Raw genomic sequence first — 16740 nt, 5'->3', positions numbered from 1 at the left:
CCGTCCGTGAGGCGGCGCCACAGCCGTCGGGGCAGCCGTCGGGGCACCGACATCGGGCTCGGCGTCCTCGGTGTGCTGCTCGCCTTCGGCGTGTGCGAGGCGGTGCCGCGTGCGGGGCTCGTGCGGCGCACCTACCTTCCGCCCGCGTCCGACGTCCTCGCGCGGGCCGTGGAACTGGCCGGCGACTCCGCGTTCCTCGACGGGGTCGCCGCGACGGTGCGCTGCTGGGCGCTCGGTCTGGGCCTGGCCTGTGCCATCGCCGTGCCGACGGGGCTGCTGCTCGGAAGCGTGCCGGTCGTCGACGCGGCGGTGCGGGCCATCGTGGAGTTCCTGCGGCCCATGCCGTCCGTGGCGCTCATCCCGCTGGTGTCCCTGCTCCTCGGCTCGGGTGCCGAGACCGAGATCGCGCTCGTCACGTACGCCTCCGTGTGGCCCATCCTCTACAACACGATGTACGGCCTCGGCGAGAGCGACCCCCTCGCCAAGGACACGCTGCGCGCCTTCGGCTTCGGCCGCCTCTCCGTACTCCTCCGCGTCGAACTGGCCGGTGCGGCTCCCTTCATCGCCGCGGGCATCCGCATCTCGGCGTCGGTCGCCCTCATCGTGGCAGTGGCCACGGAACTGTTGTCCGGCTTCGGTCAGGGCCTCGGCATCCACATCGCCCAGTCCCAACTCGCGACGAACGGCACGCGGGACGTCTTGGCGGGCGTGGTGTGGGCCGGGGCGCTCGGCCTGGTCATCAACGGGCTGCTGGTGCGGGCGGAGGCGGCGTTGTTCCCGTGGACACCGGAGAGGAGGGGGCGGACCGGTTCGCGGGTGGTGTTCGCGCGGGCGGGGAGAGGTGCGGGGAGTTCGTGGCGGTCAGCGGGCGAGCGGCCCCCTCGGCAGGCGGCGGACGCTTCGGCGAGCACACGGCCCCCGCGAACGACGGCCCGTACGGTGGAAGGCGCGCAGGTCCGAGAGGCGGAGGCGGCCCTGGCAGACACAGGTGCAGGACGAGAAGCAACCGGCTCTCCACCCGAGCCCCAGACCGGACCACAACCGACTGACACCACTGCCGACGCCCCGGCGGCAAACACCCGCGCCGGACGACGGGCGACGAGACCCCCAGCCGAACGCCGGACCAGGCCGGAACCCGCCGACACCACCACCCATGCCCCGGCGACCGACACCCACGCCGGACAACGAACGACGACACCCCCAGCCGACAGCCGGACCAGGCCGCAACCCGCCGACACCACCACCCACGACCCGGCGACCGACACCCATACCGGACAACGAACGACGACATCCCCAGCCGACAACCGGACCAGGCCGCAACCCGCCGACACCACCACCCACGACCCGGCGACCGACACCCACGCCGGACAACGAACGACTGGGCCGCCCCCAGTTGCAGGTCAGGCCGGACCGGAACCGACGGACACCTCCCTCGGCGACAGTCGGCCGGTGTGGGGGGCGGCAAGCGTTCCCGGGGATGGTCGGCCCGGTCGTTCGGCGCTGGGGCGTTGGGACAGCGGTTCGGCGGTGTTCCGTGCGGTGGGTGGTCCCCTGGGGGCCCGGTCGGCGGTTCGGACGGGGCGTGCCCTTCTTCGGTGGACGGTGCTTCTTCTCGCGGTCGGGGTCTGGGAGGTGGCCGCACGCGCGCGTGGGAGTGTGTTTTTTCCTCCGCCCTCCCGCATCGCTCGGCACGCCTACGCACTCTGGTTCTCCGGGCCCGCCCGGCATCTGTTTCTCACCGGGGACGCGCTGGGCACCATTGGGCCGAGCCTTGGGCGTATGGCGGCCGGGTTCTCGGTCGCCGCCGCCGTCGGGGGCGTGCTCGGGGTCGTCGTCGGGCGGTCGCGGCGGGCGTACGCGCTCTGTGATCCCGTGCTGCAGTTCGCGCGGGCCGTTCCGCCGCCCGCGCTGGTGCCGGTCTTCGTCGTGGTCCTGGACTTCGGTACGCCGATGCAGGTCGCGTCGATCGTGTTCAGCGCCGTGTGGCCCGTGCTCATCAACACGGCGGAGGGCGCCCGCAACACCGACCCCCTCCGGATGGAGGTCGCCGCCGTGCTGCGGCTCACCCCGGTCGAACGGCTCCGGTTCGTGATCGTGCCCTCGGCCCTGCCGCGCGTCTTCGCGGGGCTGCGGCTGAGCCTGTCCCTCGCGTTGATCCTGATGGTGTTCTCGGAGCTGCTGCCCGGCACGGAGAACGGCATCGGCTTCACCCTCACCGACGCCCAGTCCCGCTCGGACCTGCCCACCGTATGGGCCGCCCTTGCCCTGCTCGGCGTCCTCGGCTATCTGCTCAACTCCGGCCTGCTGGCGATCGAGAGACGCCTGCTGACCCCAGGAAGGACGGCGTGACCCACGTGAGCGACCGTACCGGGACCACCGTCCGCGAGGCCGTCGTCGGCCTCCTGCGCGACACCGGCATGACCACCGTCTTCGGCAACCCCGGCTCCACCGAACTCCGCATGTTCCGGGACTGGCCCGACGACTTCCGCTACGTTCTCGGCCTCCAGGAGTCCACGGCGGTCGCCATGGCCGCGGGCCACTCGCTGGGCACGGGCCGCGCGGCGTTCGTCAGCCTGCACTCCGCCGGCGGCGTCGGGCACGCCCTGGGCGCCGTCTTCAACGCGTACCGCGACCGCGTGCCGCTGGTGATCGTCGCCGGACAGCAGACCCGCTCCCTGCTCCAGTCGCGCCCGTTCCTGGGCGCCGACGAACCGGCCCAGTTCCCGCGCCCGTACATCAAGTCCGCCCGTCAGCCCGAGCGCGCCGCCGACGTACCGGCCGTCCTCGCGGAGGCGCACCGGGTGGCGATGACGCATCCGCGCGGGCCGGTGTTCGTCTCCGTACCGGAGGACGACTGGGACCGGCCGGCCGAACCGGTCGCGCCCCGGACCGTGCACACCGGGTTCACCGCGGAGCCGGACGCGCTGGCCGCGCTCGCCGCCCGCCTGAACGCCTGTGTCCGCCCCGCGCTCGTGATCGGCCAGGGCGTGGAGGACGAGGCGGCGCTGCCCGAGGCGCTGGCGCTCGCCGAGCGGACCCGCGCCGGGGTGTGGATCAGCCCGCTGTCCGGCCGCTCCGGCTTCCCCGAGTCGCACCCGCTCTTCCAGGGCTTCCTGCCCCCGGTGGCGGGCCGACTGGCCGCGCGCCTGGCCCCGTACGACGTAGTGGTGGCGCTCGGGACGCCCGTGTTCACGTACCACGTGGCGGACGACAGCCCGCCCCTCGCGCCCGGCACGGACCTCTTCCACCTCGACTGCGACCCGGCCCAGGCGGCGTGGCTGCCCACCGGCACGAGCCTGATCACGACGCTGCGACCGGCCCTCACGCAACTCCTCCCCCTGATGCGGCAGTCGGACCGCAAACCACCCGCCCCCCGCACACCACCCGCGACGCCGATCGCCGGGGACCGTCTCACGCCCGAACTCGTCCTCGACGAGCTGCGCCGCCGCCTGCCCCGCGACCGCGTCCTCGTCGAGGAGGCGCCCAGCCACCGTGACGCGCTGCACGCGCGCGTGCCCGTCGATCTGCCGGGCGGGTTTCTCACGGCGGGCAGCGGCGCCCTCGGCTGGGGCCTGCCGCTCGCGGTCGGCCGCGCGCTCGCCGACATGCGGCGCGTGGTGTGCGTCCTGGGCGACGGCTCCGCGCTCTACTCCGTGCAGGCGCTGTGGACGGCGGCCCGCCACCGCGCCCCGGTCACCTTCGTGATCCTCGACAACGGCGGCTACGGGGCGGTCAGTGCCCTCGGCCGCCGGCTCGGCATCGCCCACGTGCCCGGCACGGACCTCGGCGGCATCGAGTTCTCGCGGCTCGCCGAGGCGTTCGGGTGCGCCTCCGACCACGCCGACCGGCCGGACGAACTCGGCAAGGCCCTGGACCGCGCGGTGACGCGCCTCGGTGACGGCGACGGCCCCCACCTCCTCCACCTCCGCGTCACCGGCACCGAGGGCGTCCTGTACGAACCCTGGGCCGAGTGAGGGCACCGTATGCTCCGCCTCGACTCCGTGAGCCAGTACTACGGCGACCACCACGTCCTGCACGACGTGACCCTGACCGTCCCCGACGGCCAACTCCTCTGCGTCGTCGGCCCGTCCGGCTGCGGCAAGTCCACCCTGCTGCGCACCATCGCCGGACTGCTGCCCACGCGCGCGGGCACGGTCACCGTCGACGGCACACCCGTCACCGGCGTCCCGGACCGGCTCGCCGTCGTCTTCCAGGACTACGGCCGCTCCCTCCTCCCCTGGCTCACCGTCCGCGACAACGTGGCGCTCCCCCTGCGCCGCCAGGGCCTGCGCCGCGCCGCACGCCGCGAGGAGGCCGAACGCATCCTGGACCGCGTCGGCCTGCTCACCGCCGCCCGCCGCCACCCCTGGCAGCTCTCCGGCGGCATGCAGCAGAGAGTCGCCATCGCCCGCGCGCTGGTCGTCCGCCCGTCACTGCTGCTCATGGACGAACCGTTCGGCTCGCTCGACGCGCAGGCGCGCGAGGACCTGGAGGACCTCCTCCTCGACGTCCACCGCACCGAGGGCACGACGATCGTCTTCGTCACGCACGACATCGACGAGAGCGTGTACGTCGGTGACCGCGTCGTCGTCCTCTCCCCCGGCCCGGGCTCCCGCGTCGCCCTGGACCTGCCGGTCGGGCTGCCCCTGAAACGCGACCAGATCACCACCCGCGGCCTGCCCGAGTTCGTGGCGCTGCGGGCGGAGGTCGGACAGGCCGTACGGACCCGGAACGGCCCGGTCGAGCCGTAGCCGGCTGTTCGAGCCGGGGTCAGAACCAGTGCAGGCAGTGCGGGGCGCGTTCGGTGCGGAAGAGCGCGTCCGCGCGCGCCGACGCCTCCGCGTGGTGGGCCCGTACGTGCCCCGCCCGCACCAGCGTGCTGGGGGCCACGCCGCCGAGGTACAGCGAGCCCAAGTCCCGTACGTCCATGGAGAGATCGGGCTCCCGGTCCGTCGGCTCGCACGCGGCCTCGCCGTCGCGCACCGTCAGCAGGTAGCGGCCCTGCTCGGTGAGGAACGGGTCGTCGACGTCGAGGACGAGTTCACCGTCCGCGGACCAGCGCCGAGCCGTCAGGGCGCGCGGGATGTCGAGGAGGCGCACCCACAGCCAGTCGCTGTGCTCGGTCACCTCGCCCGCGCGGAGGTCGGCGAGCTGCCAGCGCAGGGGGTGGTCGGGCGGGACGTGCCGGAAGACGGCCCGCGTGATCAGGTCGTGGCCGAGGGCGAAGCGGGCCAGCGCGGTGTAGACCGTGTCATCCGCGGTGATCGTCTCGTCGACCGTCAAGGTGGCGGGGTCGCCGCCGATGGAGTAGCTGGCGTACCCGTCTGGCGTACCGTCCGCGCCCCGGTGGACGGCGACGTAGCGCGGCGCCTCGGAGACCGGGGGCTGTCCGGCCCCGCGAGCCCACCAGCGGTGCGGCCGGGAGAGCGCGCCGTGCTGGGCTCGGCGGTATCGGTCGTAGACCTGTTCGAGGACTTCGCCGCAGTCGGAGCGGCGCAGCACCTCGACCGACCCGGTGTCCGCGCCCGTCTCCTGCGGGGTGGTTCGCGCCCGGGGCGCGGCGGGAGCGGCGCGGTGGCGGGTCACCGCCAGACGCGTCGTGAAGGTCGCGGGGCCGTACCCGAACCTGCCGTAGATCGCCGCCTCGGAGGCGAGCAGCACGGAGAGGAATTCGCCCCGGGCCCGTACGTCGGCAAGCTGGCGCCGCATCAGGGCGGTGAGCACGCCACGGCGCCGGTGCGAGGGCACGACGCCGACCCCGGTCACCCCGGCGACAGGGGTGAGCGCCCCTCCGGGCAGCGTGAGGTCGAGGGAGTACGCGCCCGCCGTGCCCACGGGCCGCCCGTCCGCTCCGAGGGCCATGAGGCCGCGGTCCATCTCGAGCGCCGACCACCAGCGGCCATCGCCCGCGACCGGGGGCTCCGGGAACTTCCCGAACGCCATGTGGAGCGTGTCGACGAACAGCTCCAGGTCGTCGTCGGTGGTGGGGCGTATCTCCATCGGTGCAGCTCCCTACTTCGGCAGGCCGCCGGTGTCGGCGCGTCGGACTCTGTGGACCCAACGCTCACGGCCCCGCGTAAGTCCCCCTCGCTACCCAAACGGCCCGGCCGACGGTATTTTCAGCGCGGGCTCTCTCTCAAGCTTCACCAGTTGAGAGGGGACATCTCATGGACAACAGCAAGCCCAACACATGGCAGCGGCTCTTCGAGTTCGCGGCCGCCGTCGCAGTCCAGACGACGGGCACCGTTCTCGGTGGCCTGATTCTCTACGTCTGGCTCGGCCAACAGTGACCGGGAGAGGGCCAAGCCCCCGCACCGGCCGGTCCCCCGGCCCGCGCGGGGGCGGGACCGGCCCGGAGGCCCCGGGACCCGGGCGATACAGACCGTTCTCCTCACTCTTCGCTAACCTGGCCCCATGACCCAGAGCACGAAACCGGGCGGTACCTCGACCTCGCAGGCGCGGGCGCGGTTGCTCGCCACGGCGACACGGATCTTCTACGCGGAGGGGATCCACTCCGTCGGCGTCGACCGGATCATCGCGGAGGCGCAGGTCACCCGGGCCACCCTCTACCGCCATTTCAAAGGCAAGGAGGACCTCGTCCTGGCCTACCTCGACCTGGCGGACCGGGAGATGCGGGCGCAGGCCGAGGCCGCGCAGGCGGGTGCGGAGTCGGCGGCCGACAAGGTCCGCGCCGTCTGCCGGGCCATCACCGCCGGAATCCAGTCCCCCGGGTTCAGGGGCTGCGCCTTCCTCAACGCGGCGGCGGAGTACCCCGACCGCGAACACCCCGTGCACCGCGCTGTCCTGACGCACCGTCAGTGGTTCCTGGAGACCGTCACGGAGCTGCTGGCCAAGACCGGTGAGGGACCGGCCGAACCCGCGGGCCGCCACCTGGTCATGCTCCGGGACGGCGCGATGGCCTCCGGCTGCCTGGCCGACCCCGTACTGGTCTCCGAGACCTTCCTGGAGGGCGTGGAGGGGATCCTGCTGGCGCGCGCCGCCTGATCCCACCCGGCCCCCAGCGTCCCGTCAGGGCGCCGGGTGCGCGGACCCGCAGACGGACCCTGTGGCGGTCCGCAGCGCCTGACGGTGCAGCCCGTCGAGGTGTTCCCGCGCCGCGCCCGACCCGCCGGCCAGGGCGAGCCGCACCGCGCAGGTCACGGGCCGCTCCCGTACGCGCTCCGTCTCCTTGAGCTCCCGCAGCAGGGCCGTGGTCAGCCCGTCGAGCCGTTCACGGATCCTGGCCAGGTCGGGGCGCTCGGTGGGGGCCTCCTCGGGATGGGCTGCCCAGCGCTCGAACAAGCCCCGCTGCACGCTCTTGCTCGCGGTGATCTGGTCGCGGAAGAACGCCGTCGCCGCGCCGGGGTCCACCCCGGCCGCCTCCGCCTTCCTGCGGACCTGCGCCAGGACTTGCTCCTCGCGCACCGGGTCCTCGATGGGCGAGTCGGTGCCGTACTTGGACGCGGCCACGTCGTCGCTCACCCGGAGCCGCTCGATGACCAGGTCCGTCAGCGGCCCGAGCCCGCCGAGCGACCCGGCGCTCAGGACCGTACGGTCGGCGGGCACGGGGCTCGACTCGGCGCCCGCCGCCACCGCCTGAGGGGTCGTCAGCACTGCTGCGGCCAGCAGCGTACCGGCGATCACAGCGGGACGTCGCCCGGTCATCGGCCCTCCTTCGCGGCGCGGCCCAGACGCAGCGCCGAGACGAGGAAGAAGATGCCGCCCGGTACCGCGTAGCCGACCGCGCTGGTGAGGGCGGGCTCGTCCGCACCGGCCGACGCGACGAACGAGGCACCGGCCAGGACCGAGATGGCGCCGCTGAGGATCATCGGCCACTGTCCGCCCATGGCGCGGCGCGGCACGGCGACGATGAGCTGCACGAGGCCGGACAGGATCGCCCAGGCGCCCCATACGCGCAGGACCGCCGGGACGCCGGACGCGGCGGCGATCGCGACGCCGACGGCCGCGGCCAGGCTGACCACCATGTTCACGTAGAGCACCGTAGGCGATCCGGGCGCTCCGGTGGCGCGCGACGCCCGCGCGTCGACGACGGCGGCGCCCACGTCGAACAGCGGGTACAGCACGAGCAGCACGGCGCCGACCGGGGTGATCTCCGATGCCATCGTGAACATCACGAGCGCCCAGACGATGGCGAAGCCGAACCGGACGAAGTACAGGCGGCGCAGTGCGGCGGCGGTGTTGGTGACGCCGGGTGCGGCGGTGAGGGTGGTCACGACGGGTCCTCTCAGGGAAGAACGAACGTTCTGTACCCTCAGAGTGGCAAGCGTGGTCCACCCTGTCAAGACCGAACGTTCTCCCTCAGATACGCACCGGATCGACCGGGCCCGCGCGATGGACGCTGACCGCGTAACCGCCACCCCCGTAAGGGTCGGCGTCCCATGTCGCGCATCGGTTCACGAGTGCGAGACCGGCCGCCGCGCAGTACGCGTCGTACTCCGGCAGCGTGAGAGCGGGCGGCACGGGCAGATGCGCCGCGTCCAGGCCGAAGCCCGCCACGAGCAGGCCGCCCGGGCGGAGGACCGCGGCGAGGCGCTGGACCACCGTGGCCTCCGTGCCGGGCGCGAGCAGGGGCAGGACGTTCCCGGCGGCGACCACGAGGTCGAAGTCCGGGGCGAGGCCGAGCGGGGCCGGTGCGAAGTCGGCGAGATCGACCTGGAGGAAGGGCAGGTGCGGTGCCCGCTCCCGCGCCACGTCGAGCATCGAGGCGTCCAGGTCGATCCCCACGCAGTCGTACCCGAGCTCCGCCAGCCGGATCATGACGCGCCCGGTGCCGCACCCGGCGTCGAGCACCCGCGCCCCGGCGGGCACGAGCGCCGCGCAGAACGCGGCCTCGCCGTGCACGTCCTTCCCGCCCCGGCGCAGTGCGTCGAAGCGGGCGGCGTACTCCTCCCCGGACGTCCCACCGGTCAGTTCCTGCCAACGGCTCATGTGATCGACTATAGGTGGCCGGGGCGGAGGCGATCAGGAGGCGACGAAGCGGGCGATCTGGCCGAGGACGACCGTGTCCGTCAGGTATCCGAGGTGGGTCTGGCAGAGCACGTTGTTGTTGGTCGCGCCGTCGAGCCGGGTGCTCGTGTACGGGATGATGATGCCGTCGCACGCCGAGTACCAGGTGGCGTACTTGGTGGAGCCGGGCGTCTCGTCACCGGAGGAGATCTGGGAGATGAACGAGGAGCCCGGGTACATCTGCTGGCAGGTCGTGTAGATCAGACAGGCCCCGGCGTAGGTGGTGCCGTGGTTGGCGCCCGCGATCGAGGCGAGGTGGCTGACGCTGGTGTTGCCGCCGAGCACCTTCAGGTAGTACTGGCTGACCAGGCCGCCCATGGAGTGGTTGACGATGGCGACCTTGTCGGCGCCGGTCCGTGCCTTGACCGTGTTGACGTACGAGGCGAGGCCCTGCGCGTTGGTGATGTTGTTGCCGTACGAGTTGTACTCGTAGGCGAACAGGTTGGAGCTGGACCAGCCGTTGGCGCGGAAGACGCTCATGGCGGTGATCCAGTTGGAGGCGCTGCCGGTGTAGCCGTGGACGAAGACGACCGGTGTGCTGGTGGACAGCGGCTGCGCGGCGGACCGCTCGGCCGCGGCCGGTGCGGCGGCGGCTCCGGTGTCGGCGGCGCCCGCCGCCGTGGCCGGGGAGAAGAAGGTGAATGCGGCGGCGGTGGCGACGAGCACACCGAGCAGCCGACGCGGGGAACGACGGGATGCGGAGCTCATGGAGCCCTCCTGTCGGGGTGGGGGTAGCTGTCCCGACCAGGGTCATGGCGCCGGGCCCGCGCGCCATCGGTGAAATCACCGGTGTTGACAGGGTGGTGGGGCGTGCGTGCGGGCCCGCTCGCCCTGGTGCCGGGTACGGTGCCGAACTACTGCCGGTGACCGGTCCCGTCAATGGCGGCCACATACATGCGGGCCGAGGCCATGAGCAGTCGCGGTCCGGCCGTGGGCCTCGCCCCCGGAGCGAAACCGGCGCAGTCGACGCCCGGCCCCGTATCGCTCATCCCTCCGGCCCCCGCAGCGCCCGTACCCGCCCCGGCGCGCCCCCCGTCGACTCCCGTTCCACGTAACTCGTGCGGAGCGTGTGGCGGCGCGGACGGGTCGCCGAGCCGTTGATCCGGCGTACCAGGATGTCCGCCGCGAGACCGCCCAGTTCCTGCACCGGCTGGCTGACCACGCTCAGGCGGGGGCGGACGAGGGTGGCCCACTCCGCGTCGTCGAAGCCGATGACGGAGACGTCGTCGGGGATGCGGGCGCCGAGGTCGAGCAGGGCGTCCAGGGTGCCGAGCGTGGCCACGTTGTCCGTCGTGAAGAGCGCGGTGGGCCGGTCGTCGCCGGTCATCAGCTCCAGGACGACGGAGCGGGCCCAGGCCCGGTCGTAGCCGGTGTGCCGGATGACCTCAGCGCCGCGCGGGATGCCCGCCGCGCGCAGGGCCTGCCGGTAGCCGGTGAGGCGCTCGGTCGTGGTCCAGATGTCCGCGCCCGGCGCCAACTGCCCGGAGGTGGCGTCGGCGGTGGCGGAGGTGATGACGCCGATGCGGGTGTGCCCGGCGTCGGTGAACCGGGTGACGGCGGACTTGGCCGCGCCCCGGTTGTCGACCACGACGGTGTCGAGCGCGGCGCCGCCGAGGGCGCGGTCGAGGAGGACGACCGGGATGCCCGAGGCGACGGCCTTGTCGAGGTGTTCGTGGTCGGCGGCGGCGGGCGCGACGACCAGGCCGTCCACGCGCCGCTCGATGAAGAGTTGCGTGGCGGCCTTCTCGGTCGCGCCGTCCTCGTCGCTGTTGGCGAGGACCACCTGGAAACCGGCCTTCGCCGCGATGTCGCTGACGCCGCGCACCGCACGGGCGAAGTACGCGTTCTCCACGTCGGCGACGATCACTCCGAGCGTGTGCGTGCGTCCGCTGATCATGCTGCGGGCCACCGCGTTGGTGCTGTAGCCGAGTTCGGCTGCGGCGGCGAGGACGCGTTCCCGGGTGGCCGCGCTGGCCGAGCCGTAGCCGCCGAGGACGCGGGCGGCGGTGGCCTGTCCGACGCCGGCGTGCCGGGCGACGTCGGGGATGGTGACGCGACGCGGCGGCCGTGCGGTGTTCGACATGGGCGGTCTCTCGCGGGGACGGCTCGGCGGACGCCGAGGGAACGGTCGGTGAAATCCGCCTCCATCCAACCATTGACGGAGGGCAACAGCCGATGGGTAAGGTACGAGCAGATTGGTAACGTTATCAAAAACCGGTCGGCGGCTCTCCCTGCCCGTGTCCGACCGGCCACCCTCCCCTGTCCTCCCCGGGCCGACCACGGCATGCCCGCGTCCACGGTCGCCCCGGCTCCTCGTCCCGAACACCGGAGGTACCACGGATGGCACCCGACACCCTCTCGCCGCCACCGGCCGCAGAACCGGCCATCACCCTCGTCGACGTGGTCAAGTACTTCGACGGGGCCGGCGCCCGGGACACCGCCGTCGTCCGCGGCGTCGACCTCTCCATCGGCGAGGGCGAGTTCTTCTCCCTGCTCGGCCCCTCCGGCTGCGGCAAGACCACCACCCTGCGGATGATCGCCGGGTTCGAGGAGCCGACCAGCGGCCAGATCCTGCTGCACGGCCGCGACATGGTCGGCGTACCGGCCAACAAGCGCGACATCAACATGGTGTTCCAGTCCTACGCGCTGTTCCCGCACCTGAGCGTCGCCGACAACGTGGCGTTCGGACTGCGCCGCAAACGCGTCCCCAAGGACGAGATCCGCGACCGCGTCGAGAAGATCCTGCACACCGTCGAACTCGCCGACAAGGCCGACCGCCGCCCCCGCCAGCTCTCCGGCGGCCAGCAGCAACGGGTCGCGCTCGCCCGCGCCCTGGTCAACCGGCCCCGCGCGCTCCTCCTCGACGAACCCCTCGGCGCCCTCGACCTGAAGCTGCGCCAGTCCATGCAGCTGGAGCTGAAGCGGATCCAGCGCGAGGTGGGCATCACCTTCATCTACGTCACGCACGACCAGGCCGAGGCCCTGACCATGTCCGACCGGATCGCGGTGATGAACAACGGCCTGGTCGAACAGGTCGCCCCGCCCCGCGAGGTCTACGAGCGGCCCGCCACCGCGTTCGTCGCCGGGTTCATCGGCACCTCCAACCTGATCGGTGGGCGCCTGACCTCCGTGGACGGGGACGGCGGCACCGTCGACCTCGGCGACGGCCAGCGCCTCGCGGTCCCGATCGAGGACAAGGACCACCGGGCGGGGGCGCGGGTCGAGATGACCGTGCGCCCCGAGAAGATCACGCTGACCACCGGCCCCGCCGACACCGCGAGCCGCGTGCGCGGCACCGTCCGCGAGGTGGTCTACCTCGGCACCTCCACCAGCTACACCGTGGACACGGACGCGGGCGTCGAGATGACGGTCTTCCAGCCCAACGACGGCACCGCCCTCGTCTTCCCCGAACGCGGCGACACCGTCTGGCTGTCCTGGGCCGCCGGCCACTCCTATCTGCTCTCCACCGCGCCCGCCGCCGCGGACACGGCCCCCGTCTCCCTCACCTCGCGCTGACCGACGACAGGCAGACCACCACCATGCCCGAGCACTCCACCCCGTTCGCGCCCCGGCCGCGCGGACTCACCCGGCGCGGCCTGCTGCGCGCCGCGTTCGGCGCCGCCGCGCTCGCGCCGCTCGCCGCGTGCAGCGTCCCCGGCGCCCGGGTCCACGTACCCACCGGCAAGGCGGAGATCGCCGCCGCCGTCCACGACTTCTGGGACGGGAAGAAGAAGTCCGGCAAGATCGACTTCGTCAACTACACGCAGTACATCGACGTCGACCCCGCCGACCAGAGCAAGCACCCGACCCTGGACGCCTTCACCCGCGAGTCCGGCACCAAGGTCTCCTACCACGAGCTGATCGACGACAGCGCCTCCTGGTTCGGCAAGATCCAGCCCGAGTTCGCCTCCGGGCAGGGCATCGGCTACGACCTGATGGTCGTCGGCGGGGACAGCTACCTCACCAAGTACATCGAACTGGGCTACCTCGCCCCGCTCGACCACAGCCGGCTCCCCACCTTCGCCCGGCACGGCGGCGCCGTGTTCAAGAACTCCTCCTTCGACCCCGGCAACGTCTACACCGTGCCCTGGCAGTCCGGCATGACCGGCATCGGATACGACCCGGCGCAGGTCGGGCGGAAGATCACCAGCTGGCAGGACCTGCGCGACCCCAAGCTGCGCGGCAAGATCGGCATGTGGAACGACGCCGTGCAGATGGGCAACGTCGGCCTCCTCGCCATCGGCGTGAACCCCGAGACCTCCACCCACGCCGACTGGCGCAAGGCGGCGGCCTGGCTGCGCGAGCAGCGCGACGCGGGCATGGTCCGCTCCTACTCCACCGCCACGTACCAGTCCTCGCTGCAACGCGGTGACCTGGCCGCCTCGCTCGTCTACTCGGGCGACGTGTTCCAGGCCAACCAGAGCGGTTCGCAGCTGGAGTTCGTCATCCCCGACGAGGGCGGTCTGCTCTGGACCGACAACCTGTGCATCCCCTCGTCCGCGTCCCACCCCGTCGACGCCCTCGCCTACATGGACTACGTGTACCGGCCCGAGGTCGCCGCGAGGATCAGCGAGACCGTGCAGTTCGTCTGCCCCGTCCCCGGCGCCCAGCAGGTCATCGCCGAGCACGCGGCCGCCGCCACCGGCAAACGGCGCACCGTCCTCGACGCCCTCAGCACCAGCCCCCTCGTCTTCCCGACCGAGGCCGACCAGAAGAAGCTGCGCCGCCTGCGGGTGCTCGACAAGGAGGAGGAGAAGCAGTGGAACAAGCTGTTCGAGCCGATCTACCAGGCGTGAGCCCGAGCCGGAAGCGGCGGCCCCGCCGCGCGGGCGCGCTGGCCCCCTACTGGATGATCCTGCCGGGCTGGCTGTGGCTGGCCGCCTTCTTCATCATGCCCGTCATCGTCATGGTCTCCCTGTCGCTCCAGACCGGCGACTTCATCGAGGGCTTCCGCCAGACCTTCCACTTCGCCACCTACGCCGACGTGATCAGCACCTATCACGTGCAGTTCCTGCGCTCCCTCGGCTACGGCGCCGCCGCCACCGCCGCCTGCGCGCTGATCGGCTACCCGGTGGCGTACTGGATCGCCTTCCGGGCGGGCCGCCACAAGTCGGTCTTCCTCTTCCTGATCCTGCTGCCGTTCTTCGTCTCGTTCGTCATCCGCACCCAGTCCTGGAACGTCGTGCTCGCCGACCACGGCGTCCTGCTCGGCCCGCTCAAGGACGCGGGGCTGCTCCCGGCCGACTTCCACCTGCTGGCGACGCCGTACGCGGTGATCGGCGGGCTCACCTACAACTTCCTGCCGTTCATGGTGCTGCCGGTGTACGTCGCCCTGGAGCGGGTCGACCCCAAGGTCGTCGAGGCCTCCACCGACCTGTACGCCTCCCGCGCGGGCACCTTCCTGCGCGTGGTCCTTCCGCTGTCGCTGCCCGGTGTCTTCGCGGGGGTGCTGCTTACCTTCGTGCCCGCCTCCTCCGACTACGTCAACGCGGCGATCCTGGGCGGCCCCTCGACCACGATGATCGGCAACATCATCCAGTCCCAGTACTTCACCAACCTCGACTACCCCAGCGCCGCCGCGCTCTCCTTCGTCCTCATGGGCGCGCTGCTGCTTGCCGTGTTCACCTACGCCCGCGTCCTGGGCACCGAGGACGTCCTGGAGGCGGCCGCGCGATGACCACGTCCACCGTCGCGCCCGCCGCGACCCCGCCACGCCCCGCCGCGCGCACCCGGGTGCGCCGCCGCCCGACCCTGACCGTGTGGACGGTCCTGGTCCTGCTCTGGCTGCTTTCACCGATCGCCGTGATGATCCTGTTCGGCTTCAACGACACGCACAGCAAGGTGAACTTCACCTGGCAGGGCTTCACCCTCGACTGGTACCGGCACCTGTTCGCCATCCCCAACCTGACGTCCGCGCTGGTCAACAGCCTCACGATCGCGCTGATCGTCGCCGTCGTCGCCACCCTGTTCGGCACCCCGATCGGCCTTGCGCTCGGCCGCTACCGCTTCCGCGGCCGGGGCTCGGTCGACCTGCTGTTGTTCGCGGCGATCGCTGCCCCCGAAATCGCCCTGGGCGCCGCCCTGTTGTCGCTGCTCATCGTGCTCGGCGTACCGCGCGGCTACTGGACGGTCGTCCTCGCCCACGTGGCGTTCTGCATCCCGTACGTCGCCATCACCGTACGGGCCCGGATGGCGGGCCACGACCCGACGCTCGAGGAGGCGGCGCGCGATCTGGGAGCAGGGCCCTGGACGGCGTTCCGCCTGGTCACCCTCCCCACCCTGCTGCCCGGTGTGGCCTCCGGCGCCCTGCTCTGCTTCGTCCTGTCCGTCGACGACTACATCATCACCAGCTTCAACGCCGGCCGTACGGTCACGTTCCCGCTGTGGGTCTACAGCGCCAGCCGTACCGGCGTGCCCCCGCAGGTCAACGTCATGGGAACGCTGATCTTCGTCGGCGGTCTGATCATCGCCGGGGCGAACGTCCTGTTCTCCCGGCGCCGCGCGGCCTGACCGAACCGGTCCCCGCGCCCCTGAGAAACACCCCTCCACCCTCGAAGGAACCTTCACCGTGCTCAAGTTCAACGAAGCCGAGTTCGTCGCCCAGACGGAGAGCCTCGTGGCACTCCGCCCGCAGATCGAGGAGCTGGTCGACCGGCTCGTCGACGACGGCTACGACAACGTCCTCCTCGTCGGCGCCGGCGGCACCTACGCGCAGATGTGGCCCTACGAGCACCTCGCCCGCCGCACCTCGGCCCTCCCGGTCCGCGCCGCCATCGCCGCCGAACTGGCCGTCTCCGGCGACGCCCTCCTCGGCGAGCGCACCGTCGCCGTCTTCACCTCCGTCTCCGGCACCACCGAGGACAGCCTGCGCGCCATCGACCACTGCAAGTCCCGCGGCGCCCACACCGTCGGCTTCACCGGCATCGCCGACTCGCCGGTCGCGCAGAACGTCGACACGGCGCTCATCTCCGCGCCGAAGGCCTGGCCCTTCGACGTACAGATGCTGCTGTTCATGGGCCGGCTGCTGTCCCGTCGGGGCGAGTTCGAGGGCTACGAGCGGCTCGCGGACGAGCTGGCCGCCCTCCCCCGCGTCCTCGTGGACGTCTCACGCCAGGCGGAGCCGGTCGCGGAAGCCTTCGCCAAGGCCCACAAGGACAACGACTACCACTTCCTCATCGGCGGCGGGAACCTGTGGGGATTCACCTACCTGTACTCCATGTGCATCCTCGAGGAGATGCAGTGGCTGCGCACGACGCGCGTGCACAGCGCGGAGTTCTTCCACGGCTCCCTCGAACTGCTTGAGGAGGACACCAGCGTGATCCTCTTCCAGGGTGAGGACGAGACGCGGCCGCTCACCGACCGCGCCGAGTCCTTCGCCAAGCGGGTCTCCAAGGACGTCACCGTCTTCGACACCCGCGACTACCCGCTCGACGGCATCAGCCCGGAATTCCGCGGCCTGCTCTCCCCGCTGGTCATGGACACCGTGATGGACCGGGTCAGCAAGCACCTGGAGCGCGTCCGGGACCACTCGCTCGACCTGCGCCGCTACTACCGCGTCATGGACTACTGACCGGCTCGACGGTTCGTCCCCCTCGTCCATCCCTCCAGCGCGCCGGTGCCGCCCGGCCGGCCCCCGCGCGCCGCCGGCGGGCGCCGCGCGCGCGCGCGGCGCGCCCGCCCCCCCCGGGGCTGTCGGTGTTCGGCCCCCACCCC

Annotated in this window: 16 protein-coding genes; 10 read left to right on the top strand and 6 right to left on the bottom strand. The window is 72.3% G+C overall.

Going from position 1 to position 16740, the window contains the following annotated elements:
* Positions 1-6: 6 nt before the first annotated feature.
* Genes ABZ877_RS14145 through ABZ877_RS14135 form a run of 3 tightly spaced genes read left to right on the top strand, consistent with a single transcriptional unit; the run spans position 7 to position 4751 of the window.
* Positions 7-2349: an ABC transporter permease subunit gene (locus ABZ877_RS14145; RefSeq protein WP_361069534.1), complete on the top strand. Its 2343-nt coding sequence runs from the start codon at positions 7-9 to the stop codon at positions 2347-2349.
* 5 nt (positions 2350-2354) lie between these two features.
* The gene (mdlC, locus tag ABZ877_RS14140) at positions 2355-3974 is read left to right on the top strand and encodes a benzoylformate decarboxylase (RefSeq protein WP_361069531.1); all 1620 of its coding nucleotides are present in this window, start codon (positions 2355-2357) and stop codon (positions 3972-3974) included.
* Positions 3975-3983: 9 nt separating this feature from the next.
* Positions 3984-4751, top strand: a complete 768-nt coding sequence (locus ABZ877_RS14135) for an ABC transporter ATP-binding protein (protein ID WP_361069529.1) — start codon at positions 3984-3986, stop codon at positions 4749-4751.
* A gap of 19 nt (positions 4752-4770) precedes the next feature.
* On the opposite strand, the gene ABZ877_RS14130 is transcribed toward ABZ877_RS14135, so the two are convergent.
* Positions 4771-6000 (bottom strand): GNAT family N-acetyltransferase, encoded by a 1230-nt coding sequence (locus ABZ877_RS14130; RefSeq protein WP_361069526.1) that lies wholly within the window; start codon positions 5998-6000, stop codon positions 4771-4773.
* Between the two features lie 167 nt (positions 6001-6167).
* On the opposite strand from ABZ877_RS14130, the gene ABZ877_RS14125 reads away from it, so the two are divergent.
* Positions 6168-6290 (top strand): hypothetical protein, encoded by a 123-nt coding sequence (locus tag ABZ877_RS14125; RefSeq protein ID WP_361069523.1) that lies wholly within the window; start codon positions 6168-6170, stop codon positions 6288-6290.
* Between the two features lie 124 nt (positions 6291-6414).
* The gene (locus tag ABZ877_RS14120; protein ID WP_361069520.1) at positions 6415-7005 is read left to right on the top strand and encodes a helix-turn-helix domain-containing protein; all 591 of its coding nucleotides are present in this window, start codon (positions 6415-6417) and stop codon (positions 7003-7005) included.
* Between the two features lie 24 nt (positions 7006-7029).
* On the opposite strand, the gene ABZ877_RS14115 is transcribed toward ABZ877_RS14120, so the two are convergent.
* The 5 genes from ABZ877_RS14115 to ABZ877_RS14095 all read right to left on the bottom strand — a co-directional run bounded on the left by ABZ877_RS14115 (position 7030) and on the right by ABZ877_RS14095 (position 11110).
* Positions 7030-7665, bottom strand: coding sequence for a chorismate mutase (locus ABZ877_RS14115; RefSeq protein WP_361069517.1), 636 nt, complete (start codon positions 7663-7665; stop codon positions 7030-7032).
* The gene (locus ABZ877_RS14110; RefSeq protein WP_361069514.1) at positions 7662-8234 is read right to left on the bottom strand and encodes a DUF308 domain-containing protein; all 573 of its coding nucleotides are present in this window, start codon (positions 8232-8234) and stop codon (positions 7662-7664) included. Before ABZ877_RS14110 ends, ABZ877_RS14115 begins: the two co-directional genes overlap by 4 nt.
* 85 nt (positions 8235-8319) lie before the next feature.
* Positions 8320-8949 (bottom strand): class I SAM-dependent methyltransferase, encoded by a 630-nt coding sequence (locus tag ABZ877_RS14105; protein WP_361069511.1) that lies wholly within the window; start codon positions 8947-8949, stop codon positions 8320-8322.
* A gap of 33 nt (positions 8950-8982) precedes the next feature.
* Positions 8983-9735, bottom strand: a complete 753-nt coding sequence (locus tag ABZ877_RS14100) for an alpha/beta fold hydrolase (protein ID WP_361069508.1) — start codon at positions 9733-9735, stop codon at positions 8983-8985.
* Positions 9736-10012: 277 nt separating this feature from the next.
* On the bottom strand, positions 10013-11110 hold the full coding sequence (locus tag ABZ877_RS14095) for a LacI family DNA-binding transcriptional regulator (protein WP_361069505.1): 1098 nt from the start codon (positions 11108-11110) through the stop codon (positions 10013-10015).
* 257 nt (positions 11111-11367) lie between these two features.
* Here ABZ877_RS14095 and ABZ877_RS14090 point away from each other — a divergent pair, with 257 nt between their 5' ends.
* The 5 genes from ABZ877_RS14090 to ABZ877_RS14070 are packed head-to-tail and all read left to right on the top strand — an operon-like array spanning position 11368 to position 16597.
* Complete coding sequence (locus ABZ877_RS14090) at positions 11368-12543, top strand: ABC transporter ATP-binding protein (protein ID WP_361069503.1); 1176 nt, start codon at positions 11368-11370, stop codon at positions 12541-12543.
* 23 nt (positions 12544-12566) lie between these two features.
* Positions 12567-13823 carry a spermidine/putrescine ABC transporter substrate-binding protein gene (locus tag ABZ877_RS14085; protein WP_361069500.1) on the top strand — a complete coding sequence of 419 codons (1257 nt, stop codon included), beginning with the start codon at positions 12567-12569 and terminating at the stop codon, positions 13821-13823.
* Between the two features lie 53 nt (positions 13824-13876).
* On the top strand, positions 13877-14704 hold the full coding sequence (locus ABZ877_RS14080; protein ID WP_361069987.1) for an ABC transporter permease: 828 nt from the start codon (positions 13877-13879) through the stop codon (positions 14702-14704).
* Positions 14701-15537, top strand: coding sequence for an ABC transporter permease (locus ABZ877_RS14075; protein WP_361069497.1), 837 nt, complete (start codon positions 14701-14703; stop codon positions 15535-15537). The genes ABZ877_RS14080 and ABZ877_RS14075 overlap by 4 nt, the downstream gene beginning before the upstream one ends.
* Before the next feature lie 58 nt (positions 15538-15595).
* On the top strand, positions 15596-16597 hold the full coding sequence (locus ABZ877_RS14070) for an SIS domain-containing protein (RefSeq protein WP_361069494.1): 1002 nt from the start codon (positions 15596-15598) through the stop codon (positions 16595-16597).
* The last annotated feature ends 143 nt before the right edge of the window (positions 16598-16740 follow it).

The sequence above is a fragment of the Streptomyces sp. NPDC046939 genome (assembly GCF_040644575.1).
GTDB lineage: Bacteria > Actinomycetota > Actinomycetes > Streptomycetales > Streptomycetaceae > Streptomyces.
The sequence above is the reverse complement of the archived record's forward strand: the minus strand, read 5'-3'. Positions and strand labels throughout refer to the sequence as shown.